Raw genomic sequence first — 24706 nt, 5'->3', positions numbered from 1 at the left:
GAGCCGCGGCCCAGCCGCGGCTCCCCCCTCGGGCCTTCGTCACTGAGGCGTGTCCAACCGGTAGCCCACGCCGCGCACGGTACGGATCAGGGTCGGCGACGACGGTACGTCCTCGACCTTGGCGCGCAGCCGCTGCACACACGCGTCCACCAGGCGGGAGTCGCCCAGGTAGTCGTGCTCCCACACCAGACGCAGCAACTGCTGCCGGGACAGGGCCTGTCCCGGGCGGCGGCTCAGCTCCAGGAGCAGCCGCAGCTCGGTGGGCGTGAGCTGGAGGTCCTCGCCGTTCTTCGTCACGGTCATCGCCGCGCGGTCGATCACGAGGGAGCCGAAGGTCGCCGCGTCGTTGGCCTCGCGCTCACCGCGCCGCAGCACCGCGCGGATCCGGGCGTCCAGCACCCGCCCCTGCACGGGCTTGACCACGTAGTCGTCCGCGCCCGACTCCAGGCCCACCACGACGTCGATGTCGTCGCTGCGCGCGGTGAGCAGGATGATCGGCAGCTGGTCGGTGCGCCGGATCCGCCGGCACACCTCGAAGCCGTCGATCCCGGGCAGCATCACGTCCAAAACGATCAGATCCGGCCGCTGTTCGCGCAGCAGCTTGAGACCATCCTCGCCGGTGGCGGCGGTGGCGACACGGTGCCCCTGGCGCGTCAGTGAGAGCTCCAGGGCCGTGCGGATGGCGTCGTCGTCCTCGATCAGCAACAGGGAAGGCACGGGCTCATTCTGGCCCATGGCATGGCGCCGAATCGACCGTTGGAGCGCTCCCACCCGACACCCGCACACGATCGTGCCGTTCGCGTAGCCGTACGACTCTGCTCTGTGATCGACCTGTGCCCCGCCTGGGCCGTGCCCAGGGGTCCGACCCCTGTGACAGGTCTGTGACAGTCGGCGGACAGAGCCATGAAGGTGAACCGGCAATCTTTTCGGCACAGGCAAGCAAGCAGGCCGAAGACCGGAACTCCACGACGGGGGGCGCGAGATGAACACGCTGCACAGCACCAGCACTAGCGCAGTTGTCACGCGGCTCCACGACGTCGTCCGGAGCACGGAGAAGTCCGGTGCCGTGAGCGGGCGGGGGTGCGCTCGCGGCACCGGGCGTCAGCACACCACGTTGATGTCGGTGGTTGACGCACACGTGGGGGGAAGCACCACGGGGGCAACGGGGGTCGCCCACGGGGGAACGGGGACCGCGTACGGGGAGGGCACGGGGGAACGCCGGTCTGTGTCGGAGGCGGAGTTCACCGCCTACGTCCAGGAGCGTCGTGCCTCCCTGTACGCAACCGCCTACCACCTCACCGGAGACCGCTTCGAGGCCGAGGACCTGCTGCAGAGCGCGCTGTTCTCGACCTACCGGGCGTGGGACCGGATCAGTGACAAGGCCGCGGTCGGGGGCTACCTCCGCCGCACCATGACCAATCTGCACATCAGCGCGTGGCGCCGCCGCAAGCTGAACGAGTACCCGACCGAGGAGCTGCCGGAGACCGCCGGTGACACGGACGCGATGCGCGGCACCGAACTGCGCGCCGTCCTGTGGCAGGCGCTCGCCCGGCTCCCCGAACTCCAGCGGACGATGCTGGTCCTGCGTTACTACGAGGGCCGTACCGACCCGGAGATCGCGGAGATCCTCGACATCAGTGTCGGCACGGTGAAGTCCAGCATCTGGCGGTCCCTCCGCCGGCTGCGTGAGGACGAGGTCCTCAGCTTCGGCCGTGACGAGGAGGAGTCCTTCGGGGAGCTTGTCGCCTGAGGGTCTGGGGGGAGCAGGTAACGGGGGAAGCGGGGGGTACGGGGGAAATCGGGGGAGCACGGGGGAACGGGGAACGTCACGGCGGCGCTGGGGGGCGCCGGTGTGACACGTGGGGGGACCACGGGGGAAGCGGGACTGGAGGGCCGGGGGGTCCGTCCAGTCCCGCTTTCATGTCCGGCGTCGGGCTCAAAGCCGCGCGCTCAAAGCCTCGTGCTCAGGGCCTCGCGCTCACAGGCTCGGGCTCAGGCGGGGGCCTTCGCGACGCGGCCGGCGGCGGCCGCCGCCAGCCGGCCCAGCGCCTCGTCCCGGTCGCAGGGGTGGGCGCCCAACTCCGTCTGCCGGGCCACGATCGAACGCTCCAGCCGCATCAGCCGCCAGCCGCGGCGCAGCAGGAACGGCACCGACTTGCGGCCCTCCTTGAGGTCGCGCAGGAAACGGCGGCGGAAGGTCTTCACCGGACCACGGGTCAGACAGAGCGCGTCCGCCAGCAGCCCGAGTTCACGGCAGCGTTCGACGATCTCGGCGGCGAAGATGCCCTCGGCGATGAACACCGGCGTCCGCCCGATGTGCAGGGCCTCAGCGCCCGTCCGTGCGCTGAGGGAGATGTCGTACGTCGGGACGGTCGTCCCGCCCGTCCGGCACAGGTCCCCGATCGCCGCGACGGCGGTGTCCGCGTCCCATGACAGCGGGTGGTCCCAGTCGATGTCCGTGCTGCCCTCCACCAGCGGCAGCGTCGGGTCGTCGCCCTCCTTGTAGAAGTCGTCGAGCCGCAGCACGGGCAGGCCGGAGCGGGCGGCGAGGAGGGACTTGCCCGAGCCGGACGGACCGGACAGCAGGACGACTCGGGTCGGTATCGGAGGATGCGAACTCACGAGAGTCCAGTGTGAGGCATCGCGCGGCTCCCGCCGAGACGGCGGGTCGCCCTTGGAGCGCACATCACACCTCAACTACCGTACGTGTCTCTATGATTACTTTCCGCAAGAGGAACACGCAGCAGAAGGTGGCACCCCTGATGGCTCGACACTCGGCTCCCCAGAACTCCACCGCCCGGCGCGCGTTGCTGGCCGCCGCCACCGCCGGGGTCGCGCTCGGCGCGGGCGCGGGCACGGCCGCCGCGGCGGACGACGCGGCCCCGGTCGTCGACGTGCTGCGCACCCGGCCCACGTCGCTGGGGAAGATCGACCCGCAGGCGGGCCTGCAGGCCCTGACCGGCACGGTCGGTTACGTCACCGGGCCGGTCGCGGGGCTCAAGCCCAACCCGCTGGCGGGCACCGGGGTCGATCCTCTCGACAACGGCGTGGGGACGCAGTTGGCCGACTTCCAGCCGCTGACGTCGACGGCGCTGACCGGACCGGTGGCGCAGGCGCCGTCGGTCGGGAGCATTCCGGTGGTGGGGTCGGTGGTGAGCGGACTGCAAGGCTGACGGGAGCGGAGAGTCGGTGGGGGAACTGCGCGGTCCTCGGAGACGGTGCGGGCCGTCCGTGGCTGGTCGCGCAGTTCCCCGCGCCCCTCACGGGGCGCTCTCTCAGTACGCCGAACCCGACGCGCCCAGCGACCCCGTCGGGTGCCAGACCGTCTTCGTCTCCAGGAACGCCGTCATACGGTCGATGCCGGGCGTGGCCGACCAGTCGTCCACAGGCTGTGGACGCAGGACGCGCTTGAGGTTGTCGGCCGCGGCGATCTCCAGTTCCTTCGCCAGGACGTCGTCCGCGCCGGCCAGGTCGATCGCGTTGACGTCCTGGTGGGCGGCGAGAGGGGCCGCGATCTCCGCCGTACGACCGGAGAGGACGTTGACCACGCCGCCGGGGACGTCGGAGGTGGCCAGGACCTCGCCGAGGGAGAGGGCCGGGAGGGGGGAGCGCTCCGAGGCCACGACCACGGCCGTGTTGCCCGTCGCGATCACCGGGGCGAGGACCGAGACCAGGCCCAGGAACGACGACTCCTGGGGGGCCAGGACCGCCACCACGCCCGTCGGTTCGGGGGAGGACAGGTTGAAGTACGGGCCCGCGACCGGGTTTCCGCCGCCGACGACCTGGGCGATCTTGTCGGTCCAGCCCGCGTACCAGACCCAGCGGTCGATCGTGGCCTCCACCTGGGCCGCCGCCTTCGACTTCGACAGGCCCTCCGCGTCGGCCACCTCGTGGACGAACTGCGCCCTGCGGCCCTCCAGCATCTCGGCCACGCGGTAGAGGATCTGGCCGCGGTTGTAGGCCGTGGCTCCCGACCAGGCGCCGAACGCCTTGCGCGCGGCCACGACCGCGTCACGGGCGTCCTTGCGGGAGGAGAGCGGCGCGTTCGCCAGCCAGTTGCCCTTGGAGTCCGTCACCTCGTACACCCGGCCGCTCTCGGAACGCGGGAACTTCCCGCCGACGTACAGCTTGTAGGTCTTGAAGACAGTCAAGCGGTCAGACATCGAGGTACGCCTCCAGGCCGTGGCGGCCGCCCTCGCGGCCGAAGCCCGACTCCTTGTAGCCGCCGAACGGCGACGTCGGGTCGAACTTGTTGAACGTGTTGGACCAGACGACACCCGCGCGCAGCTTGTTCGCGACGGCCAGGATCCGGGAGCCCTTCTCGGTCCAGATGCCCGCCGACAGGCCGTACTGGGTGTTGTTGGCCTTGGCGACCGCCTCGTCCGGGGTGCGGAAGGTGAGGACGGAGAGGACCGGGCCGAAGATCTCGTCACGGGCGATGGTGTGCGCCTGCGTGACGTTCGTGAAGAGCGTCGGGGCGAACCAGTAGCCGGAGGTGGGCAGTTCGCAGGCCGGGGACCAGCGCTCGGCGCCCTCCGACTCGCCGCGCTCGACGAGCGAGGTGATCCGGGTGAGCTGCTCCTCGGAGTTGATCGCGCCGATGTCCGTGTTCTTGTCCAGCGGGTCGCCGAGACGGAGGGTGGACAGACGGCGCTTGAGGGAGTCGAGCAGCTCGTCCTGGATCGACTCCTGGACCAGCAGGCGGGATCCCGCGCAGCAGACCTGGCCCTGGTTGAAGAAGATGCCGTTCACGATGCCCTCGACGGCCTGGTCGATGGGCGCGTCGTCGAAGACGATGTTCGCGCCCTTGCCGCCCAGTTCGAGGGTGAGCTTCTTGCGGGTGCCCGCGACCGTCTTCGCGATCTGCTTGCCGACCGCGGTGGAGCCGGTGAAGGCGACCTTGTTGACGTCCGGGTGCGCGACCAGGGCCGCGCCCGTGTCGCCGTAACCGGGGAGGATGTTGACGACGCCCTTGGGCAGGCCCGCCTGACGGCAGATGTCCGCGAAGAACAGCGCCGAGAGGGGGGTGGTCTCCGCGGGCTTCAGGACGACCGTGTTGCCCGTCGCCAGGGCCGGGGCGATCTTCCACGCCAGCATCAGGAGCGGGAAGTTCCAGGGGATGACCTGGCCCGCCACGCCGAGGGGGCGGGGGTTCGCGCCGTAGCCGGCGTGGTCGAGCTTGTCGGCCCAGCCCGCGTAGTAGAAGAAGTGCGCGGCGACCAGGGGGAGGTCGGCGTCGCGGGTCTCCTTGATGGGCTTGCCGTTGTCGAGGGTCTCCAGGACGGCCAGCTCGCGGGAGCGCTCCTGGATGATGCGGGCGATGCGGAAGAGGTACTTCGCGCGCTCCGTGCCGGGCAGGGCCGACCACTTCTCGAACGCCCTGCGGGCGGCCTGTACGGCGCGGTCCACGTCCGCCTCGCCCGCCTGGGCGATCTCGGAGAGGACCTCCTCGGAGGCGGGGCTGACCGTCTTGAAGACCTTGCCGTCGGCGGCCTCGGTGAACTCGCCGTCGATGAACAGGCCGTAGGAGGGGGCGATGTCGACGATCGCCCGGGACTCGGGGGCCGGTGCGTATTCGAATGCGGAAGCCATGGGGATCAGTCCACCGTCACGTAGTCGGGGCCGGAGTAGCGGCCGGTGGCCAGCTTCTGGCGCTGCATCAGCAGGTCGTTGAGGAGCGAGGACGCGCCGAAGCGGAACCAGTGGTTGTCCAGCCAGTCCTCGCCGACGGTCTCGTTGACCAGGACGAGGAACTTGATCGCGTCCTTGGTCGTGCGGATGCCGCCGGCGGGCTTCACACCGACCTGGACGCCGGTCTGGGCGCGGAAGTCGCGGACGGCCTCCAGCATGAGGAGGGTGTTGGCGGGCGTGGCGTTCACCGCGACCTTGCCGGTGGACGTCTTGATGAAGTCCGCGCCGGCGAGCATGCCGAGCCAGCTGGCCCGGCGGATGTTGTCGTAGGTCGAGAGCTCGCCCGTCTCGAAGATGACCTTCAGGCGGGCCGCGGTGCCGCAGGCCTCCTTCACCGCGGTGATCTCCTCGTGGACCTTGAGGTAGTTCCCCGCGAGGAACGCGCCGCGGTCGATGACCATGTCGATCTCGTCGGCGCCCGCGGAGACGGCCTCGCGGACGTCTGCCAGCTTCACGGCGAGGGGGGCGCGGCCGGCCGGGAAGGCGGTGGCCACGGAGGCGACCTTCACGGTGGAGCCGGCGACGGCGGCCTTCGCGGCGGGCACCATGTCGGGGTAGACACAGACCGCGGCGGTGGCGGGCGTGGTGCGGTCGGTGGGGTCGGGGAGGACCGCCTTGGCACCCAGGGACCGGACCTTGCCGGGGGTGTCCGCGCCTTCCAGCGTCGTCAGGTCGACCATGGAGATGGCCAGGTCGATGGCGTACGCCTTGGCGGTCGTCTTGATGGAACGGGTGCCGAGGGAGGCGGCGCGCGCCTCCAGGCCGACCGGGTCGACGCCGGGCAGCCCGTGGAGGAAGCGGCGCAGCGTGCTGTCGGACGCGGTGACGTCGGCGAGAGCGTGGGGTGCAGCTGTGGACATGGTCACCAGACGAGCATATCTACGCGCGTAGCAGGTGTACAGCCCTCGGATTGTTCGAACGGACGCGTGAGGGGTGGGGGTGCTTGTCGTGTGGCGGGCGCGGGTGGGTGGGGGGTGCTCGCGCAGTTCCCCGCGCCCCTTGAGGGGCGCGCGACCTCGGCTGCGGGCAGGTGCGCGGCATCGGGCAGAATCGGACGTATGAGCACCTCGGATCAGGCCTCCGCGTCGACGCCCGGCAAGCCCGACAACAAGCCCGTCTACAAGGACCGGGTGTACCGGTCGCCCGCCGGGCTCGTGGGCGGCGTGCTGCTGCTCGGCCTGATCGCCTGGCTCGGTGGGGACGCGGTGGTGTCCGGCGAGGGGCGTACGCCCTGGCTGGCGCTGGCCTCGATGCTGGTGGCCGTGCCGGTGGTGGTCGCGTTCTCGGTGCGGCCGGCCGTGTTCGCCAACGACGACCGGCTGCGGGTGCGCAATCCGTTCCGGGTGATCGAGCTGCCCTGGGCGAGCGTGGTGTCGCTGCGGTCCGGCTACACGAACGAGGTCATCGACGAGAGCGGCACCAAGTACCAGCTCTTTGCGATCCCTGTCTCGCTGCGGGGGCGCAAGAAGGCCCATCGGCAGCAGGCCCGGGAGGCCCGTCGGGCGGCCAGGGGCGACGGTGGCGGGCGTACCGCCGACGCCGGGCGGCCCGTGCGGGCGGAGGCCGATCAGGTCATGGTCGATCTGCGGGACCTGTGTGAGGCGCGGGCGAAGGCGGCCGGGTCGCAGGGGGAGCCGAGCGTGCGGTGGGCCTGGGAGATCATGGGGCCGGCGGCGGCCGGGGCCGTGCTGCTGGCGGTGCTGATCGCGCTGGGGTGATGCCGGTCCGGGGCGACATCAGTCCGGTGTGACACCGGTCCGGTGTGACGTGGAGCTCCGGGGAGTCGTTTCGGTGAGGAACGCCGGACGTCTGTTCTAGGGTGGCGCTGCTCGTGTGTCTCGCCTTCACAGCCTGGTCCGCTTGGATCGTGTCGGACCGCGCGGCGCAACCACGACGGCGGCCGGAGTGTCCACACAACGATGAGTACCGAGCTTGAGCCCCAGTTCCCGGCCGGGGTCTCCCCACCGCCGCGTCCCCTGCCCGCGTTCGCCGTGCCCGATGGCTGTGTCGCCTGGAGCGGGGAGAAGACGGAGGTCTGGGCGCGGACCCAGCCTCCCCTGTGGGTGCCCGCGCGGACGCGGCCCCTGCATCTGCTCGCCGTGGTCCCGGGCGGCCTGATCGTCGGCTTCTGGCTGGCGAACTTCGTGGAGGTGCCCGCCGCCCTCGCCGCGCTGGTGCCGCTGCAACTGGTGTGGACCCTGGTCAGGCCCGAGGTCGTACGGTTCTCCGCGCCGGCACTGCTGCTTCTGCTCGCCTGGTACGGCGGCTCGCACGACGTGCCGACCCTGCTGGGCCTCCTCGCCGCGACCTTCACCTGGGCCGCGGCCGAGATCCGGCTGAGCAAGCGCCGGCTCCAGCGGCAGTGGGCGCTCGCGGCCACCGAGGGGGTCACGGCCACGGTGCCGGACGGGGTCGGGCCGCTGCGGCGCGGCCGGTTCCTCATCGGCTTCGGGGCCGTGCTGGCCGTGGTCGGTGCGGGGATGCTCTCCGCCGTCTCCGGCTGGGACGTCGCCACCGACCGGCACGAGGCCACGCTCGTCGGCTGGTTCGTGGTCGGCTGGGGACTCACCACGTCGCTCTCCGGAGTGCTGGGCCGCCGCCGGTCCGCCGCGCTGCGGGGCGCTCCCGTGCCGGTGCTGCGGGTGCTCGTCCGCGACGGCGCCGACGGGGACGCGGAAGTGTTCGCCGCCGACGACGTGGCGGCGCTGCGGCCGTTGTTCACGGTCGTCACCGAGGAGTGGTACGACGACGCCGACGATGACGGTGAGGACGGCGAGGAGGCCGAGGAGCGCGGCGGCCGGTCGGAGCGGGACGTGCTCCTCGATGCCGTCGAGGGCGTCGACGAGGACGACGACCAGCCCGGTCCCCTGCGCGAGGCCGTGCTGTACGGGCTGCCCCACGACGGCGCCGAGATCGTGCTCGTCAGCGCGGCGGAGGCGCCGCAGGCCCCGGGCGGGGCCGGTGGGCCGGTGGACCTGGAAAAGCCGGCGGTCGGCACGGAGGCGGCAGAGGGCGGCGCGCCCGCGGAACTGGTCGTCGAGTCGTCCAGCGGGCCCGTGCGGCCCCTGTCCGACCGGACCGTACGGCACCGGGCCGCCCGGCAGCGGGCCGGGGCGAAGCGGCACACGGTCCACGAGGAGCTGCGGGCCACGGCCGTCACGGAGAGCCGGGCGCGGCTGGGGGACGAGCCGGTGTCCGTACGGCGCTGGCGGGCCGGCTGGCCGGACTGGGCCACCGCCCTGTTCATGGTCGTCGTGATCGCCGCCGTGGGCCTCTACCCGGACGGACCGACGCGGTACGTCCTCGGCGGCCTCCTCGGTCTCTTCGCCGTCCTGACGCTGCCCCAGATGCTCACCTGGCGCATCACGGCCGACCGCTCGGGGCTGTGGCTGAGCGGCTGGGGCCGGCCCCGGCACGTCGCGTGGGACGACCTCGCGACCGTGCGGTGCGCCGGTTCCGTGCTGACGGTGGACAGCCGCGAGGAGTCGTTCGAGCTGTGGAGCGTCCGGGCGGAGCGCTGGCGCTGGCTGGAGCGCAGGCTGCGGCTCGTTCACCCCTACGAGAGGACCGCCGCCGAGATCACCGCCCTGTGGCAGGAGCCGTCGCTGCGGCCGGAGGGGGAGTACGTGGGGCGGGGGACACCTCTGTGGCCGCTGAGTGCGGTGCTCGCCGTGGGGTGGGCGGCGGTGCTGGTGCTGGTGCCGTAAAGGCTGTGCCGGCGCCGTGGAGGCGGGTGCCGGTGAGGTCGGCGGAGCGCGCCTCGCCGTCGTCGGCCCGGGCGTGGCGGAGGCCCCGGCCGGTGAATCGGCCGGGGCCTCCGTGGGCGAGAAGAGGCAGGGGTCAGATGCCCGCTGCCGCCGAGAGGTCCCGCTTGATGCCGGTCAGCAGCTCCGTCGCCTTCGCGCGGGCCGCCGGGAGAGCGGTCGGGTCGGCGACGGGCACCACGACCTCCAGGTAGCACTTGAGCTTGGGCTCCGTGCCGCTCGGGCGGACGATGACCCGGGCGCCGTCGAGCGTGTAGCGCAGGCCGTCCGTGGGCGGGAGCCGGTCCGTGCCCCGGGTCAGGTCCTCGGCCCGGGTGACGGGCAGGCCGGCCAGGGCGGTCGGCGGCCGCTCGCGGAGCCGTTCCATCGCGCTGGCGATGAGCGAGAGGTCCTGGACGCGGACCGAGAGCTGGTCGGTGGCGTGCAGACCGTGCTCGACGGCGATGTCGTCCAGCAGATCGAGGAGGGTGCGGCCCTCCTCCTTCAGCCGGGAGGCGAGTTCCGTGATGAGCAGGGCCGCCGTGATGCCGTCCTTGTCGCGGACGCCCTCGGGGTCGACGCAGTAGCCGAGCGCCTCCTCGTAGCCGTAGCGCAGACCCTCGACGCGGGCGATCCACTTGAAGCCGGTCAGGGTCTCCTCGTAGGGGAGGCCCGCCTTCTCGGCGATACGGCCGAGGAGGGAGGAGGAGACGATCGACTCGGCGAAGGTGCCCCGGGCGCCACGCGCGACCAGGTGGGTGGCGAGGAGCGCGCCCACCTCGTCGCCGCGCAGCATGCGCCAGTCGGTGCCGTCCTTCACGGCCACGGCGCAGCGGTCCGCGTCCGGGTCGTTCGCCACGATCAGGTCGGGGTCCGTCTCGCGGGCCTTCGCGAAGGCGAGGTCCATCGCGCCGGGCTCCTCCGGGTTCGGGAAGGCGACCGTCGGGAACTCCGGGTCCGGGTCCGCCTGCTCGGCGACCAGGACGGGCTCCGGGAAGCCTGCCCGGGCGAAGGCGGCGAGCAGGGTGTCCCGGCCGACGCCGTGCATGGCCGTGTAGACCGTGCGGGCGGTCCGGGGGGAACCGGGGGCGAGCACCGCGTCCGTACGGGCCAGATAGGCCTCCAGGACGCTGTCGTCGAGGGTGTCCCAGCCGGCGTCCGGGCGGGGCACGTCGTCGAGGGAGCGTACGGCGTCGATCTCGGCCGCGATCCCGGCGTCGGCCGGGGGCACGATCTGGGAGCCGTCGCCCAGGTAGACCTTGTAGCCGTTGTCGCGCGGCGGGTTGTGGCTGGCCGTGACCTCGACGCCGGCCACCGCGCCCAGGTGCCTTATGGCGAAGGCCAGGACGGGCGTGGGCAGGGGGCGGGGGAGGACGGCCGCGCGCAGGCCCGCGCCGGTCATCACGGCGGCCGTGTCGCGGGCGAAGTCGGCGGACTTGTGGCGGGCGTCGTAGCCGATGACGACCAGGCCGCCGGTGTCGCCCTGCTTGTTGAGGTACGCGGCGAGGCCGGCGGCGGCGCGGATGACGACCGCGCGGTTCATGCGCATGGGGCCGGCGCCGAGTTCGCCCCGGAGGCCGGCCGTGCCGAACTGGAGGGTGCCGGAGAAGCGGGTGGTCAGTTCCGCCGTGTCCGCCGCGTCGATCAGCCTGCCGAGTTCGTCCCGGGTGTCCGGGTCGGGGTCCTCGGCCAGCCACGCCTTGGCGCGGGCGATCAGGTCGTCGTGCACGGGGGTCAACCTCTCGTTCTTGGTCTGCCGTCGGTCTTCTGCTGTGCCGTCGGTTCGATTGTGCTCGCCCCCGCCGCCCCTGCCCGACCCGTCCCAGGGGCTGCGCCCCTTCGACCCCGCCGGTCGTGGGTTTCCGGGTGCGGGTCCGGTGGGGGCTGGTCGCGCAGTTCCCGCGCCCCTGAAAGACCAGGCCCCTGTGGGCCTGGAAGGGGGCGGGGGCTGCGGGTTGAAAAGCACGGGGCGCAGCCCCTGCTTTTCACGGGCGGGGGGGGGAACTGCGCGACCAGGCCCCCAACCACCCGCACCCGACAAGGCACCCCCCGGCGGAGCCCCGGGCTACAGCCGGTTCAGGACCTGCGTCAGCAGCGCGCCCATGCGGGTCGCCGAGTCGCGGCCCGCCTGGAGGACCTCCTCGTGGTTGAGGGGCTCGCCCGTCATCCCGGCCGCCAGGTTCGTCACCAGGGAGATGCCCAGGATCTCGGCGCCCGCCTCGCGCGCGGCGATGGCCTCCAGGACCGTGGACATGCCGACGAGGTCCGCGCCGATCACGCGGGCCATGCGGATCTCCGCCGGGGTCTCGTAGTGCGGGCCCGTGAACTGCGCGTAGACGCCTTCCTCCAGGGAGGGGTCGATCTCCTTGCACAGGGCGCGCAGGCGCGGGGAGTAGAGGTCCGTGAGGTCGACGAAGTTCGCGCCGACGATCGGCGACGTCGCCGTGAGGTTCAGGTGGTCGCTGATCAGCACCGGCTGGCCGGGACGCATGCCCTCGCGCAGACCACCGCAGCCGTTGGTGAGGACGATCGTCTTCACACCGGCGGCGACGGCCGTACGGACGCCGTGCGCGACGGCGGCGACGCCGCGCCCCTCGTAGTAGTGCGTGCGGCCCAGGAAGACGAGCGCGCGCTTGTCACCGATCCTGTACGAGCGGACCTTGCCGCCGTGCCCCTCGACGGCCGGCGGCGGGAAGCCGGGCAGCTCGGTGACCTGGAACTCGGCCTCGGGGGCGCCGAGGGCGTCCACGGCCGGGGCCCAGCCGGAGCCCATCACGAGAGCGACGTCGTGGGTCTCGGCGCCTGTCAGCTCACGCAGGCGCGCGGCGGCGGCGTCGGCGGCGGCGTACGGGTCGCCCTGGATGTCGTCCGGAAGAAGAGATGCGTTCACGTGACGAGGGTATCCGGTCTGAGCCTACGCGCGTAGATGACCAGGCTCACGGGATCGGGATCGTTGCCTTGTCGTTTCCAACACCGGGGGGAGGCGTTCGCCCCCGGGCCGGCTCCTCAGCAGGGGCGTTTGCGGAGTTCCATCACATAGTCGTGCGGGGCGCCCGCCGACTCCGCCGCGTCCGCGACCTCGCCCAGATAGCGGGCGGAGGGCAGACCGCCCTCGTAGCCGTTGAGGACGTAGACCCAGGCCGGTTCCTCACCGTCCAGCGTGTGCACGCGGACCCGCATCCGGCGGTATATGTCCAGCCCGACGCCGACCCAGCGGTCCATCGCCTCCTCGTCCATGGGGGCGATGTCGTAGAGGGCCACGAAGACCTGGGAGCGGGGAGCCTCCACGACGGTGGCCAGGGCGCCCTCCCAGCCCATGTGCTCGCCGCCGAAGGTCAGCCGCCAGTCGTTCAGCCAGCCGGTTGCGCGCAACGGGGAGTGGGGGGCGCGGCGGGACATCAGGCGCGAGTCCAGGTTGCCGGCGTAGGCGGCGTAGAGCGACATGGGGAGAGGGTACGGGAGCGCTCCGCACGGGGAGCCGGGCGCCTGAGGGGGGTGGGGGTGCCTGTGGTCTCGCGGGTGCGGGCGCGTTGTGGCTGGTCGCGCAGTTCACCGCGCCCCTTGCGGGGCGGCGCGTACCCCCGACTCGTTGGTACCCGGGCTCGTACGGGACAATGGGGCATGTGACTCGGATCGTGATCATCGGTGGCGGACCCGGCGGATATGAAGCGGCGCTGGTGGCCGCGCAGCTCGGCGCGGAGGTGACCGTCGTGGACTGCGACGGTCTGGGCGGGGCGTCGGTGCTGACCGACTGCGTGCCGTCCAAGACCCTCATCGCGACGGCCGAGGTGATGACGACCTTCGACTCCTCCTATGAGGAGCTGGGGATCATCGTCGCCGACGACACCCCGCACATCGACACGCCCGCGCGTGTCGTCGGCGTGGACCTCGGCAAGGTCAACCGGCGTGTGAAGAGGCTCGCGCTGGCGCAGTCGCACGACATCACCGCCTCGGTGACGCGCGCCGGCGCACGGGTCATGCGCGGGCGCGGGCGGCTCGAGGGTCAGCAGGACCTCGACGGGTCGCGCAAGGTCGTCGTGCGGGCGGCGGACGGGTCCGAGGAGACCCTGACCGCCGATGCCGTGCTCATCGCCACCGGCGGACATCCGCGCGAGCTCCCCGACGCGCAGCCGGACGGCGAGCGCATCCTCAACTGGACCCAGGTCTACGACCTGGACGAGCTGCCGGAAGAACTGATCGTCGTCGGGTCCGGTGTCACCGGTGCCGAGTTCGCCGGCGCCTACCAGGCGCTCGGGTCGCGCGTCACGCTCGTCTCCAGCCGCGACCGGGTGCTGCCGGGCGAGGACCCGGACGCCGCCGCCGTCCTGGAGGACGTGTTCCGGCGGCGCGGGATGAACGTCATGGCGCGGTCCCGTGCCGAGTCCGCCAAACGGGTCGGTGACCGGGTCGAGGTCGCGCTCGCGGACGGCCGCGTCATCACCGGCACGCACTGTCTGATGGCCGTCGGCGCCGTCCCCAACAGCGCCGGGATGGGCCTGGAGGAGGCCGGGGTCAAGGTCAAGGAGTCCGGGCACATCTGGACCGACAAGGTGTCGCGGACCACCGCCCCCGGCGTGTACGCGGCCGGTGACGTCACCGGGGTGTTCGCCCTGGCGTCCGTCGCCGCCATGCAGGGCCGTATCGCCATGTACCACTTCCTCGGCGACGCCGTGGCCCCGCTGAACCTGAAGACCGTGTCGTCCAACGTCTTCACCGACCCCGAGATCGCCACCGTCGGCTACACCCAGGCCGACCTGGACGCCGGGGTCATCGACGCCGTCGGGGTGAAGCTGCCGCTGCTGCGCAACCCGCGCGCCAAGATGCAGGGCATCCGGGACGGCTTCGTCAAGATCTTCTGCCGGCCGGGCACCGGCATCGTCGTGGGCGGTGTGGTGGTCTCGCCGCGCGCCTCCGAGCTGATCCACCCGATCTCGATCGCCGTCGACAACAACCTGACGGTCGAGCAGATCGCGAACGCGTTCACGGTGTACCCGTCCCTGTCCGGCTCGATCGCCGAGGTCGCACGCCAGCTCCACACACGCAAGTCGGGTGGAGGGGTCTGACGGTCCGTACGGTCCGCATGGTCTGCACGGATCGCGTGGTCCGTACGGATCGCGTGGTCCGTTCGGTCGGTGCGATCTGTGCGTTCTGACCGATGTGTGCCGGGTTCCGTCCGGGATAGTCCCTATATCACTTCTCGCCCCACCCTGCGAACAACTTCTGCTATTCGGCGCAAACTGCTGAAAGCAGATGGTCGTTGGCGTTACTGTCAGTTTCGTGTTCGCTGCAGAACGTCGTCAATTGATCCTCGAAATGGTGCGGGCCAATGGAGCCGTGTCGCTCCGTGAGCTCGCCCGCGTCGTCCAGACCTCCGAAGTGACCGTACGGCGGGACGTGCGCGCTCTGGAGGCAGAAGGACTCCTCGACCGCCGACACGGCGGTGCGGTATTGCCGGGCGGGTTCACGCGGGAGTCCGGCTTTCCGCAGAAGTCTCATCTCGCGACCGCCGAGAAGACGGCCATCGCCGATCTCGCCGCGAGCCTCGTCGAAGAGGGCGAGGCCATCGTGGTCGGGGCGGGGACCACCACGCAGGAGCTGGCACGCCGGCTCGCGCGGGTCCCCGGGCTGACCGTCGTCACCAACTCCCTGTTGGTGGCACAGGCGTTGGCCCATGCCAACCGTGTGGAGGTCGTGATGACCGGCGGCACCCTGCGCGGTTCCAACTACGCCCTGGTCGGTTCCGGAGCCGAGCAGTCCCTCCAGGGGCTGCGTGTCTCCAAGGCCTTCCTCTCCGGGAGCGGACTGACCGCCGAGCGCGGCCTGTCCACGTCCAACATGCTGTCGGCGTCCGTCGACCGCGCGCTGGTCCAGGCCGCCGCCGAGGTCGTCGTGCTCGCCGACCACACCAAGCTCGGCACCGACACCATGTTCCAGACGGTGCCGACGGATGTGATCACCCGGCTGGTCACCGACGATCCGCCCGGCCACGACGACCGCGCGGTCACCGAGCTGCAGGCCCTGGCCGATCAGGGTGTGCAGATCTCCGTGGCCGGGGCGTCGGGCGCCGGGGGAACGGGAGGCGATCCCGTCCCGGCGCGCCCTTCGCGCCGGGACGTGCCCCTTCCGGGACCCCGCCGCAACCAGGTCCACGGCACCGCGCCCCAGCTGCGCACCGCCACGGTCCTGGGGGACCAGCCGCCCGCCGGTGAACGGGAACGGGAGCGGGCGGCCCGGGTCGCGGATCTGCGGCGCCGGTAGGGCGCGTGGGCCGCGGCGTCGGGCAGGGCGCGTGAGCCGCGGCGTCGGGCAGGGGCGTGCGGGCTGAGCCCGGGTGGGCTCCGGCCGGCGGTGGCTACGGCTTCAGGCCGCGCAAGGTCAGCGTCAGCAGGCGGTCGGCCAGCTCCGGGTCGTCCGGGGTTTCCTCGGCCGCCAGCGCGATCGCGTGGGTGAGCTGGAGCAGATCTCCGATGGACACGTCGTCGCGTACGGCGTGAGCGTCTTGCGCCCGCCGGAGGAGGGTCGTGCCCGCCTCCCGGATCGGGGCGCAGCACCGGGCCAGGTCCGAGGGGTTCTCGTCCGCGGCGCGGGAGTCCGCGTACGAGACCGTCATCAGGGCCTGCGCCAGCCCCCGGTATTCGCCCGCATGGGTGATGATGTCGCGCAGCCATGCGACGAGCGCCGTGCAGGGGTGTTCCTCGCGCAGGTGTGCCTGGGCGCGGGCCAGCAGATCGGCGACGGCTTCCTCGAAGACCGCGCTCAGGAGGGCCTGGCGGTTCGGGAAGTGGCGGTACAGGGTGCCGATGCCCACGTCCGCCCGGCGGGCGATGTCCTCGAGCGAGGCGGCGGTGCCGTGGGCCGCGAAGGCGAGGCGGGCCTCCGTGAGCAGGCGGTCGTGGTTGCGACGCGCGTCCGCGCGCATGGGCCTCCGGCCTGCTGCGGGGGGCCGGGTCCCTGCGGGGCGCTGGGCCGGGGTGAGGCTCACGCGGTGATCACCTGCTCTCTTCTGCTGGGGGCGTCCTCAGCCTAAGAGCTCGGGTGACGGAGGTGGTTGCGCGGGTGCGGGTGCGTAGGGCTTCTCGCGCAGTTCCCCGCGCCCCCAAGCACATGGGGCGCGGGGGCTTCACGTGGCGGTCAGTCCTTGATTTCGCAGATGGGGGCGCCCGAGGTGAGGGAGGCGCCGACCTCCGCGGTGAGGCCCTTGACGGTGCCGGAGCGGTGGGCGTTGAGGGGCTGCTCCATCTTCATGGCCTCCAGGACGACGATGAGGTCGCCTTCCTTGACCTCCTGGCCCTCCTCGACGGCCACCTTGACGATGGTGCCCTGCATCGGAGAGGCGAGGGTGTCGCCGGAGGCCGCCGGGCCCGACTTCTTGGCCGCGCGGCGCTTCGGCTTGGCGCCGGCGGCGAGGCCGGTGCGGGCCAGGGTCATGCCCAGGGCGGCCGGGAGGGAGACCTCCAGGCGCTTGCCGCCGACCTCGACCACGATCGTCTCGCGGTCGGCGTCGTCGTCGGCCTCGGTGGCGTCGGCGGGGGCCGCGAAGGGCTTGATGTCGTTGACGAACTCGGTCTCGATCCAGCGGGTGTGGACCGTGAACGGGTCGCTGGAGCCGGTCAGTTCGGGAGCGAACGCCGGGTCCTTGACCACCACGCGGTGGAAGGGGATCGCGGTGGCCATGCCCTCGACGGTGAACTCCTCCAGCGCGCGGGCCGCACGCTGCAGGGCCTGCTGCCGGGTGGCACCGGTGACGATCAGCTTGGCCAGGAGGGAGTCCCAGGCCGGGCCGATGACGCTGCCGGACTCCACGCCCGCGTCCAGACGGACACCGGGGCCCGAGGGCGCGGTGAACGTGGTGACCGTGCCGGGCGCCGGGAGGAAGTTTCGGCCCGGGTCCTCGCCGTTGATGCGGAACTCGAAGGAATGGCCGCGCATCGGCGGGTCGTCGTAGCCCAGTTCCTCGCCGTCGGCGATACGGAACATCTCGCGGACCAGGTCGATGCCGGTGACCTCCTCGGTGACCGGGTGCTCCACCTGGAGACGGGTGTTGACCTCCAGGAAGGAGATCGTGCCGTCCATGCCGACGAGGAACTCGACGGTGCCGGCGCCGACGTAGCCGGCCTCCTTCAGGATCGCCTTGGAGGCGGCGTACAGCTCGGCGTTCTGCGCCTCGGACAGGAAGGGGGCCGGGGCCTCCTCGACCAGCTTCTGGTGGCGGCGCTGGAGCGAGCAGTCACGGGTCGAGACGACGACCACGTTGCCGTGCTGGTCCGCCAGGCACTGGGTCTCGACGTGGCGCGGCTTGTCGAGGTAGCGCTCCACGAAGCACTCGCCCCGGCCGAACGCGGCGACGGCCTCGCGCACGGCGGAGTCGTACAGCTCGGGGACCTCTTCGAGGGTGCGGGCGACCTTCAGGCCGCGACCGCCACCGCCGAAGGCGGCCTTGATCGCGATCGGCAGGCCGTGCTCCCGGGCGAAGGCCACGACCTCGTCGGCGCCCGAGACCGGGTCCGGGGTGCCCGCGACCAGCGGGGCACCGGCGCGCTGGGCGATGTGACGGGCCGCCACCTTGTCACCCAGGTCACGGATCGCCTGCGGCGGCGGGCCGATCCAGATCAGACCCGCGTCCAGGACCGCCTGCGCGAACTCCGCGTTCTCCGAGAGGAACCCGTAGCCCGGGTGGACCGCGTCGGCGCCCGCGTCCTTCGCCGCCTGGAGGACCTTGCCCATGTCCAGGTAGCTGGTCGCCGGAGTGTCACCGCCCAACGCGAACGCCTCGTCCGCGGCGCGCACATGCAGCGCGTCCCGGTCCGGATCGGCGTACACGGCCACGCTCGCGATCCCGGCGTCCCGGCACGCCCGGGCGACGCGGACAGCGATTTCGCCTCGGTTGGCGATCAACACCTTGCGCACGATGGCTCCCTCTCCTTGAAACAAGCCGAGTTTAGGGACTGCCGACACGGCGTTTCGACCCGTCCACAATGGTGAGCTTGCCCACACGGAGCGTGAATCGAGGCTCACTCAACCCGCGAAATCCCTTGTCGCACAGCATGGCGCAGGACTCCACGCGAAAACCCTAGCCCTCTGGTGTGGTCAAGGTCTCTGTGCGGCCGCGCTGCGGCCGGTTGGGTTTCTTTGTGGAGTCCCTACTAATGGCCCAACGATTCTTTGCTCTCGTAAGAACCCTTGTCCCGAGGTTTACCCGTTAGTAGCGTTCGCGATGTCTCGAACACCTACCTGGGGTAACGACCGGGTGTGCGGGGAGCGCGTCCAGAGCGACAGGCGAGAGCGGAAGTGGGTGGGGCCGGTGATCCGCAGACCGGTGGCGGTACTGACGGCGATCGTGCTGGTCGTGGAAGGGCTCGGGATCGCCGGGGTCCAGTGGCTGCTCGGCACCGTCGTCGACCGGCAGGAGATGTCGCTCGCCGGGCTGGATTCCGACGCGATGTCCGTCTCCACGAAGGCCGGGGGTGTCCTCTTCGGCCTCTACTTCGTCTTCTGCGGGGTCGTCGCGCTGCTCGTGGCGCTGCGCAACCGTCCCCCCGCCGGGCTCGGCAGGATCCTGCTCATCAGCGTGGCCGTCGTGCACGGGATGCTCGGGGCGCTCACCGTGGGGCTGGTCGGGTGGGGCGCGTTCGCGTTCATGATGGCGGTGCTGGGGCTGGTGCTGCTCACCCTGATGACGTACGACCGGCAGGACGGGGTCGCTGACGCCGTGCCGGGTGGGCCCGGGGCCGACGGGGGCGCCGGGAGCCCCGGGAGCACGGGGGGCGGGGGGCCGGAGCAGGCCGCTCCGGCCGCGCCCGGCGCCTCGTGAGGGCTCGCGTCAGTCGGCGCGGGGCGTCCACAGGTCGGTGATGGACACGCCGAGCCGGGCCAGCAGGCGGCGGAGCAGGGGAAGGCTGATGCCGATGACGTTCCCGTGGTCGCCGTCGATGCCGTCGATGAACGGCGCCGAGCGGCCGTCGAGCGTGAACGCCCCCGCGACGTAGAGGGGCTCGCCCGAGGCCACGTACGCGGCGATCTCCTCGTCCGTGGGGTCGCCGAAGTGGACGACCGTGGAGGCGGTCGCGGAGGTGTAGCGGCCGGTGGCGGTGTCGTAGACGCAGTGGCCCGTCTGGAGAGTGCCGGCACGGCCGCGCATGTTCTTCCAGCGGGCGGTGGCCTCCTCGGCGTCGGCGGGCTTGCCGAGGGCCTCGCCGTCGAGGTCGAGGACCGAGTCGCAGCCGATGACGAGGGCGCCCTTGACCTCGGGCTTCGCGGCGACGACGGAGGCCTTGGCCTCGGCGAGGGCCAGGGCCAGGTCGGCGGGGGTGGGCGCGGACACGGCGTCCTCGTCCACACCACTGACGATCACCTCGGGGGCGAGGCCGGCCTGGCGCAGGAGGTTGAGCCGGGCGGGGGACTGAGAGGCGAGGATCAGGCGACGGTGGGTTTGTGGGGCGGTCATGCGCTCAGGGTATTGCGTGGGTTGGTGGGTGCGGGCCGGGTGGGGAGAGTGGGGCGCGTTGTCGGGTGCGGGCCGGGTGGGCCGGGTGAGGCGCGTTGTCGGGTGCGGGTGGGTGGGGGCTGGTCGCGCCGTTCCTCGCGCCCCTGAAGGGGTGCGGTCCGTCTGTCGGGTTCGCCCGGGGGCGGGGGGTGGGTCGGGGGCGCGCCGGGGGGTGTCCGTCCTCGGAACGGCGCGGAATCGGTCGGCTGGGAAGCGGGGCGAGTTGACGCGCCAACCGCTGCGGGCGGACACCCCCCGACACGCCCCCTTCCCGCCGTACGCGGCTCTCCCTGCGTCGGGGCGCTCAGAGGATGCCCAGGACCAGCATCGCCAGGAGCATGGCGCAGGCCATGAGCACGCCGAGCCGCCGAAGCATGACCTGCGTGTCGCGCAGTTCCTTCGGCGGCTCGTTCTCAGGGTCGGACCAGAGCATGCTGCGATGGTGCGCCGCCCGGCGGGCCGGGCGCCTGAGTACGCGTACTCAATTCGGTAGGCGAGGTTCCGCTCAGCCGGGCCAGTAGGTGCGGCTCCACGTGGTGGGGCCCGGGGCCGGCAGGCGGTGCGCGGCGATGCGGGACGGGTCGGACCAGGAGTCCCGGGGGGCGGGCGCGCCGGGCGGCTCGGTGGCCGCCGCCGCGGCGCGGGCGCGGACCACCGCCAGGGCGGCGGCCAGCTCCTCCGGGGTCGGGTTTCCGCGTACGACCTTGATGGTCATGTCGGCTCCCAGCGGGGTTGGAAGGGGCTACAGGGGGATGTTGCCGTGCTTCTTGGGGGGCAGGGACTCGCGCTTGGTGCGGAGTTGGCGCAGGCCGCGGACGAGGTGGCGGCGGGTCTCTGAGGGCGGGATGACGGCGTCGACGTAGCCGCGCTCGGCCGCTGTGTAGGGGTTGAGGAGCGTGTCCTCGTACTCCTGGATGAGACGGGCGCGTACCGCTTCGCGTTCGTCGTCGGGGGCGGCGGCGATGGTGCGGCGGTGCAGGATGTTGACCGCGCCCTGGGCGCCCATGACGGCGATCTGCGCGGTGGGCCAGGCGAGGTTGAGGTCGGCGCCGAGGTGCTTGGAGCCCATGACGTCGTAGGCGCCGCCGAAGGCCTTGCGGGTGATGACGGTGATGAGGGGGACGGTGGCCTCGGCGTAGGCGTAGATGAGCTTGGCGCCGCGGCGGATGATGCCCTCGTGTTCCTGGCCGACGCCCGGGAGGAAGCCGGGGACGTCGACGAAGGTCAGCACGGGGACGTTGAAGGCGTCGCAGGTGCGCACGAAGCGGGCGGCCTTCTCCGAGGCGTCGATGTCCAGGCAGCCGGCGAACTGCATCGGCTGGTTGGCGACGATGCCCACCGGGTGGCCCTCGATACGGCCGAAGCCGGTGAGGATGTTCGGCGCGAAGAGCGCCTGGGTCTCGAAGAACTCCGCGTCGTCCAGGACGTGTTCGACGACCGTGTGCATGTCGTACGGCTGGTTGGCGCTGTCCGGGACCAGGGTGTCGAGTTCGCGGTCCTCGTCGGTGAGGGTGAGGTCCGCCTGCTCGGGGAAGGCCGGGGGCTCGCTGAGGTTGTTCGAGGGGAGGTAGGAGAGGAGCTGCTTGACGTACTCGATGGCGTCTTTTTCGTCGCCGGCCATGTGATGGGCGACGCCGGAGGTGGCGTTGTGCGTGCGGGCGCCGCCGAGTTCCTCGAAGCCGACGTCCTCGCCGGTGACCGTCTTGATGACGTCCGGCCCGGTGATGAACATGTGCGAGGTCTGGTCGACCATCACCGTGAAGTCGGTGATCGCGGGGGAGTAGACCGCTCCGCCCGCGCAGGGGCCGACGACGAGGCTGATCTGGGGGATGACGCCGGATGCGTGCGTGTTGCGGCGGAAGATCTCGCCGTACATGCCGAGGGCCATGACGCCCTCCTGGATGCGGGCGCCGCCGGAGTCGTTGATGCCGATGACCGGGCAGCCGGTCTTGAGGGCGAAGTCCATGGCTTTCATGATTTTTTGGCCGAAGACCTCGCCGAGCGAGCCGCCGAGGACGGTGAAGTCCTGGGAGAAGACGGCCACCGGGCGGCCGTCGACCGTGCCGTAGCCGGTGACGACACCGTCGCCGTAGGGGCGGTTCTTCTCCATGCCGAAGTCGGTGGAGCGGTGCCGGGCGAACTCGTCGAACTCCACGAAGGAGTCCTCGTCGAGGAGCAGCTCGATCCGCTCACGGGCCGTCAACTTGCCCTTGGCGTGCTGCTTCTCCACCGCGCGCTCGGAGCCGGCGTGCGTCGCCTCGTGGATACGGCGCTGCAGATCCGCGAGCTTCCCCGCGGTCGTGTGAATGTCGATGCTTGCTGGCTCTACCGACTCGGACATCGGGGTGCGGCTCCCTGCCTGCTCATGGGGACGTGAGGGATCAGTCAGTACGTGCTGCGCGGTGGGTGCTCATAAGTGGGTGCGGTTACTCATTCGTAGCGTAGTGCTGCGCCTACCGTTCAGCAGTGCGGCGTTTACCACACCTAATGTGGGTTGCATGACGCCGCGAGATCCCTCTTCAGACGACGGTAACGACAAGCCGGGCGGACGCTGGTCCGACCTCGACCGGCCCCCGCTCAACTCCGCCTCCCTGCGCCGGGCCCTGGTCCGGGAGGGCGGGCTGTGGAGCTCCCTGGACGTGGTGCCCGTCATCGGTTCCACCAACACCGACCTCGCGGGGCGGGCCGACCGGCTTCCCGAGGGTGCGGTGCTCGTCGCCGAGGAGCAGCACGCGGGCCGGGGACGGCTCGACCGCGTCTGGACCGCGCCGCCGCGCTCCGGTCTGTTCTTCTCCGTCCTCCTCAAGCCGACCGAGGTGCCCGTCCGGCACTGGGGCTGGCTGCCGCTCCTCGCCGGGGTCGCCGTCGCGACCGGGCTGTCCCGGGCCGCCGGGGTCGACACGGCGCTCAAGTGGCCCAACGACCTGCTGGTGACCGTGGGGGGCGAGGAGCGCAAGGCCGGCGGGATCCTCGCGGAGCGGGCGGGTTCGGAGGGTGTCGTGATCGGGATCGGCATCAACGTCAGCCTGCGTGAGGAAGAGCTGCCGGTGCCCGCGGCGGGGTCGCTGGCGCTCGCCGGCGCCGTGAGCACGGACCGTGATCCGCTGCTGCGGGCCGTTCTGCGGTCGCTGGAGGAGTGGTACGGGCGGTGGCGGGCGGCCGGGGGTGATCCGTCCGCGAGCGGGCTCCAGGAGACCTATGCCGCGGGATGCGCGACGCTGGGGCGCACCGTGCGGGCCGAGCTGCCCGGGGATCGGTCTGTGGTGGGGGAGGCCGTGGCCGTGGACGGGGACGGGCGGCTCGTTCTCGCCACGGAGGCGGGGGTGCAGGAGCCGGTGGGGGCGGGGGACATCGTGCACTTGCGGCCTGTGTGACCGGGGGTGCGGCCTGTGTGACCAGGAGTGCGGTCAGGGGCTGGGGGTGCGATCAGGGGCTGTGGGGTGGGAACGGGGAGGTGTGGCTGGTGGGGGATGGGAACTCGGGTGGTGGCTGGGCGGTGGGGCGGTGATGACGGTGGGCGTCCACCATCGGCCCCACCTGACGGAGTGAGCTGGCGCACACCTGCCGTAGAGTTGAGGCCGGTCGAGTACGTGACCGCGGGAGATCGGAAGGGCAGCAGGAGTGAGCGTCGAGGACACGGGCTCCGGCACGAACGCGGATGGCCGCGTGGAGCCGCCCCCGCTCTCGGCTTCGCTCGAGCGGGGCGAGCCCCACGGCGTGGACGCCGACGAGGAGGACCCTCTGGCGCTGCGGCTCGAAGGGCTGATCCTCGGGGCCGAGCGCCGGTACACCCCTTTTCAGGCGGCACGCAGCGCCGGTGTCTCCATGGAGTTGGCGTCCCGTTTCTGGCGGGCCATGGGCTTCGCGGACATCGGTCAGGCCAAGGCGCTGACCGAGGCCGACGTGCTCGCGCTGCGGCGCCTCGCGGGTCTCGTCGAGGCGGGGCTGCTGAGTGAGGCCATGGCGGTGCAGGTGGCCCGTTCGACCGGGCAGACCACGGCGCGGCTGGCCGAGTGGCAGATCGACTCCTTCCTGGAGGGGCTGACCGAGCCGCCGGAGCCGGGGATGACCCGGACCGAGGTGACGTATCCGCTGATCGAGCTGTTGCTGCCGGAGCTGGAGGAGTTCCTCGTCTACGTCTGGCGGCGCCAGTTGGCCGCCGCCACCGGCCGGGTCGTCCAGGCCGCGGACGACGAGGAGATGGTCGACCGGCGCCTCGCGGTCTGCTTCGCGGATCTCGTGGGGTTCACGCGGCTGACCCGTCGGATGGAGGAGGAGGAGCTCGGCGAGCTGGTCGAGGCCTTCGAGACCACGGCCGCGGACCTGGTGGCGGCGAACGGGGGGCGCCTCATCAAGACCCTCGGGGACGAGGTCCTGTACGCCACGGACGACGCCGGTGTCGCCGCCGAGATCGCCCTGCGCCTCATCGAGACCATGGCCAACGACGAGACCATGCCCGAGCTGCGCGTGGGCATGGCCTTCGGCACGGTGACGACGCGGATGGGTGACGTCTTCGGGTCCACCGTGAACCTCGCGAGCCGGCTCACCTCGATAGCGCCGAAGGACGCGGTCCTCGTCGACGGCGCCTTCGCCGAGGAGCTGATCCGCACGGGCGAGGCGCCCGCCTCCGAGGCCGAGGCCGCCGAGGCCGCAGCCGCCGCGGAGAAGGAGGGCGAGGAACCGCCCACGTACCGCTTCGCCCTCCAGCCGATGTGGCAACGCCCCGTGCGTGGACTGGGCGTGGTCCAGCCGTGGCTGCTCACGCGGCGTGGCTGATGTCCGCCACCTC

The 24706-nt window shown here is 71.8% G+C and carries 23 protein-coding genes; 9 read left to right on the top strand and 14 right to left on the bottom strand.

What is annotated here, in order from left to right; translation table 11 throughout:
* Nucleotides 1-39: 39 nt before the first annotated feature.
* Entirely contained in the window at nucleotides 40-717 is a 678-nt protein-coding gene (afsQ1, locus tag ACZ9QC_RS14770) for a two-component system response regulator AfsQ1 (RefSeq protein ID WP_013001223.1), read from the bottom strand.
* A gap of 265 nt (nucleotides 718-982) precedes the next feature.
* Here afsQ1 and ACZ9QC_RS14765 point away from each other — a divergent pair, with 265 nt between their 5' ends.
* A complete protein-coding gene (locus tag ACZ9QC_RS14765; protein ID WP_472920559.1) occupies nucleotides 983-1750 on the top strand; it encodes a SigE family RNA polymerase sigma factor in 768 nt (255 codons plus the stop codon).
* A 242-nt stretch (nucleotides 1751-1992) separates the two neighbouring features.
* Here ACZ9QC_RS14765 and ACZ9QC_RS14760 read toward each other — a convergent pair whose 3' ends face one another.
* Nucleotides 1993-2622 carry a uridine kinase family protein gene (locus ACZ9QC_RS14760; RefSeq protein WP_472920558.1) on the bottom strand — a complete coding sequence of 210 codons (630 nt, stop codon included), beginning with the start codon at nucleotides 2620-2622 and terminating at the stop codon, nucleotides 1993-1995.
* A gap of 140 nt (nucleotides 2623-2762) precedes the next feature.
* On the opposite strand from ACZ9QC_RS14760, the gene ACZ9QC_RS14755 reads away from it, so the two are divergent.
* On the top strand, nucleotides 2763-3173 hold the full coding sequence (locus ACZ9QC_RS14755) for a hypothetical protein (RefSeq protein WP_472920557.1): 411 nt from the start codon (nucleotides 2763-2765) through the stop codon (nucleotides 3171-3173).
* A 102-nt stretch (nucleotides 3174-3275) separates the two neighbouring features.
* Here ACZ9QC_RS14755 and ACZ9QC_RS14750 read toward each other — a convergent pair whose 3' ends face one another.
* Genes ACZ9QC_RS14750 through deoC form a run of 3 tightly spaced genes read right to left on the bottom strand, consistent with a single transcriptional unit; the run spans nucleotide 3276 to nucleotide 6551 of the window.
* Nucleotides 3276-4163: an aldehyde dehydrogenase family protein gene (locus ACZ9QC_RS14750; protein ID WP_472920556.1), complete on the bottom strand. Its 888-nt coding sequence runs from the start codon at nucleotides 4161-4163 to the stop codon at nucleotides 3276-3278.
* Entirely contained in the window at nucleotides 4156-5592 is a 1437-nt protein-coding gene (locus tag ACZ9QC_RS14745) for an aldehyde dehydrogenase family protein (protein ID WP_467292388.1), read from the bottom strand. Before ACZ9QC_RS14745 ends, ACZ9QC_RS14750 begins: the two co-directional genes overlap by 8 nt.
* A gap of 5 nt (nucleotides 5593-5597) precedes the next feature.
* Nucleotides 5598-6551: a deoxyribose-phosphate aldolase gene (gene deoC / locus ACZ9QC_RS14740; protein ID WP_472921691.1), complete on the bottom strand. Its 954-nt coding sequence runs from the start codon at nucleotides 6549-6551 to the stop codon at nucleotides 5598-5600.
* 198 nt (nucleotides 6552-6749) lie between these two features.
* Here deoC and ACZ9QC_RS14735 point away from each other — a divergent pair, with 198 nt between their 5' ends.
* Both ACZ9QC_RS14735 and ACZ9QC_RS14730 read left to right on the top strand, forming a co-directional pair.
* Nucleotides 6750-7409, top strand: a complete 660-nt coding sequence (locus ACZ9QC_RS14735; RefSeq protein ID WP_472920555.1) for a PH domain-containing protein — start codon at nucleotides 6750-6752, stop codon at nucleotides 7407-7409.
* 201 nt (nucleotides 7410-7610) lie between these two features.
* Entirely contained in the window at nucleotides 7611-9398 is a 1788-nt protein-coding gene (locus ACZ9QC_RS14730) for a hypothetical protein (protein ID WP_472920554.1), read from the top strand.
* 133 nt (nucleotides 9399-9531) lie between these two features.
* Here ACZ9QC_RS14730 and ACZ9QC_RS14725 read toward each other — a convergent pair whose 3' ends face one another.
* From ACZ9QC_RS14725 to ACZ9QC_RS14715, 3 genes are all read right to left on the bottom strand, one after another.
* Nucleotides 9532-11163, bottom strand: coding sequence for a phospho-sugar mutase (locus ACZ9QC_RS14725; protein WP_316731610.1), 1632 nt, complete (start codon nucleotides 11161-11163; stop codon nucleotides 9532-9534).
* A 336-nt stretch (nucleotides 11164-11499) separates the two neighbouring features.
* Nucleotides 11500-12324, bottom strand: a complete 825-nt coding sequence (locus ACZ9QC_RS14720) for a purine-nucleoside phosphorylase (RefSeq protein WP_184904281.1) — start codon at nucleotides 12322-12324, stop codon at nucleotides 11500-11502.
* 116 nt (nucleotides 12325-12440) lie between these two features.
* Nucleotides 12441-12878 carry a gamma-glutamylcyclotransferase family protein gene (locus ACZ9QC_RS14715; RefSeq protein WP_472920553.1) on the bottom strand — a complete coding sequence of 146 codons (438 nt, stop codon included), beginning with the start codon at nucleotides 12876-12878 and terminating at the stop codon, nucleotides 12441-12443.
* A gap of 170 nt (nucleotides 12879-13048) precedes the next feature.
* Here ACZ9QC_RS14715 and ACZ9QC_RS14710 point away from each other — a divergent pair, with 170 nt between their 5' ends.
* Nucleotides 13049-14497 carry an NAD(P)H-quinone dehydrogenase gene (locus tag ACZ9QC_RS14710; protein ID WP_472920552.1) on the top strand — a complete coding sequence of 483 codons (1449 nt, stop codon included), beginning with the start codon at nucleotides 13049-13051 and terminating at the stop codon, nucleotides 14495-14497.
* A gap of 187 nt (nucleotides 14498-14684) precedes the next feature.
* A complete protein-coding gene (locus tag ACZ9QC_RS14705; RefSeq protein WP_467329652.1) occupies nucleotides 14685-15692 on the top strand; it encodes a DeoR/GlpR family DNA-binding transcription regulator in 1008 nt (335 codons plus the stop codon).
* 94 nt (nucleotides 15693-15786) lie between these two features.
* Here ACZ9QC_RS14705 and ACZ9QC_RS14700 read toward each other — a convergent pair whose 3' ends face one another.
* Together ACZ9QC_RS14700 and ACZ9QC_RS14695 are read right to left on the bottom strand one after the other, a co-directional pair.
* Nucleotides 15787-16353, bottom strand: a complete 567-nt coding sequence (locus ACZ9QC_RS14700; protein ID WP_472920551.1) for a TetR/AcrR family transcriptional regulator — start codon at nucleotides 16351-16353, stop codon at nucleotides 15787-15789.
* Nucleotides 16354-16565: 212 nt separating this feature from the next.
* Nucleotides 16566-18341, bottom strand: coding sequence for an acetyl/propionyl/methylcrotonyl-CoA carboxylase subunit alpha (locus ACZ9QC_RS14695; protein WP_472920550.1), 1776 nt, complete (start codon nucleotides 18339-18341; stop codon nucleotides 16566-16568).
* A 394-nt stretch (nucleotides 18342-18735) separates the two neighbouring features.
* Between ACZ9QC_RS14695 and ACZ9QC_RS14690 the strand changes: the two genes are divergently transcribed.
* Nucleotides 18736-19245 carry a hypothetical protein gene (locus ACZ9QC_RS14690; RefSeq protein ID WP_472920549.1) on the top strand — a complete coding sequence of 170 codons (510 nt, stop codon included), beginning with the start codon at nucleotides 18736-18738 and terminating at the stop codon, nucleotides 19243-19245.
* A gap of 9 nt (nucleotides 19246-19254) precedes the next feature.
* On the opposite strand, the gene ACZ9QC_RS14685 is transcribed toward ACZ9QC_RS14690, so the two are convergent.
* The 4 genes from ACZ9QC_RS14685 to ACZ9QC_RS14670 all read right to left on the bottom strand — a co-directional run bounded on the left by ACZ9QC_RS14685 (nucleotide 19255) and on the right by ACZ9QC_RS14670 (nucleotide 22258).
* Nucleotides 19255-19878, bottom strand: coding sequence for a Maf family protein (locus tag ACZ9QC_RS14685; RefSeq protein ID WP_472920548.1), 624 nt, complete (start codon nucleotides 19876-19878; stop codon nucleotides 19255-19257).
* A 343-nt stretch (nucleotides 19879-20221) separates the two neighbouring features.
* The gene (gene mmpB / locus ACZ9QC_RS14680; protein WP_472920547.1) at nucleotides 20222-20350 is read right to left on the bottom strand and encodes a morphogenic membrane protein MmpB; all 129 of its coding nucleotides are present in this window, start codon (nucleotides 20348-20350) and stop codon (nucleotides 20222-20224) included.
* Between the two features lie 72 nt (nucleotides 20351-20422).
* Nucleotides 20423-20632: an acyl-CoA carboxylase epsilon subunit gene (locus ACZ9QC_RS14675; RefSeq protein WP_184904269.1), complete on the bottom strand. Its 210-nt coding sequence runs from the start codon at nucleotides 20630-20632 to the stop codon at nucleotides 20423-20425.
* A gap of 27 nt (nucleotides 20633-20659) precedes the next feature.
* Nucleotides 20660-22258, bottom strand: coding sequence for an acyl-CoA carboxylase subunit beta (locus ACZ9QC_RS14670; RefSeq protein WP_472920546.1), 1599 nt, complete (start codon nucleotides 22256-22258; stop codon nucleotides 20660-20662).
* 157 nt (nucleotides 22259-22415) lie between these two features.
* Here ACZ9QC_RS14670 and ACZ9QC_RS14665 point away from each other — a divergent pair, with 157 nt between their 5' ends.
* Together ACZ9QC_RS14665 and ACZ9QC_RS14660 are read left to right on the top strand one after the other, a co-directional pair.
* Nucleotides 22416-23291, top strand: coding sequence for a biotin--[acetyl-CoA-carboxylase] ligase (locus tag ACZ9QC_RS14665; RefSeq protein WP_472920545.1), 876 nt, complete (start codon nucleotides 22416-22418; stop codon nucleotides 23289-23291).
* A gap of 247 nt (nucleotides 23292-23538) precedes the next feature.
* Nucleotides 23539-24693, top strand: coding sequence for an adenylate/guanylate cyclase domain-containing protein (locus ACZ9QC_RS14660; protein WP_316726111.1), 1155 nt, complete (start codon nucleotides 23539-23541; stop codon nucleotides 24691-24693).
* Nucleotides 24694-24706 lie beyond the last annotated feature (13 nt).

It is taken from the genome of Streptomyces sp. HUAS MS02, assembly GCF_055702265.1.
Note: the sequence above shows the minus strand (reverse complement) of the source record. Positions and strands in the feature narration are given on the sequence as shown.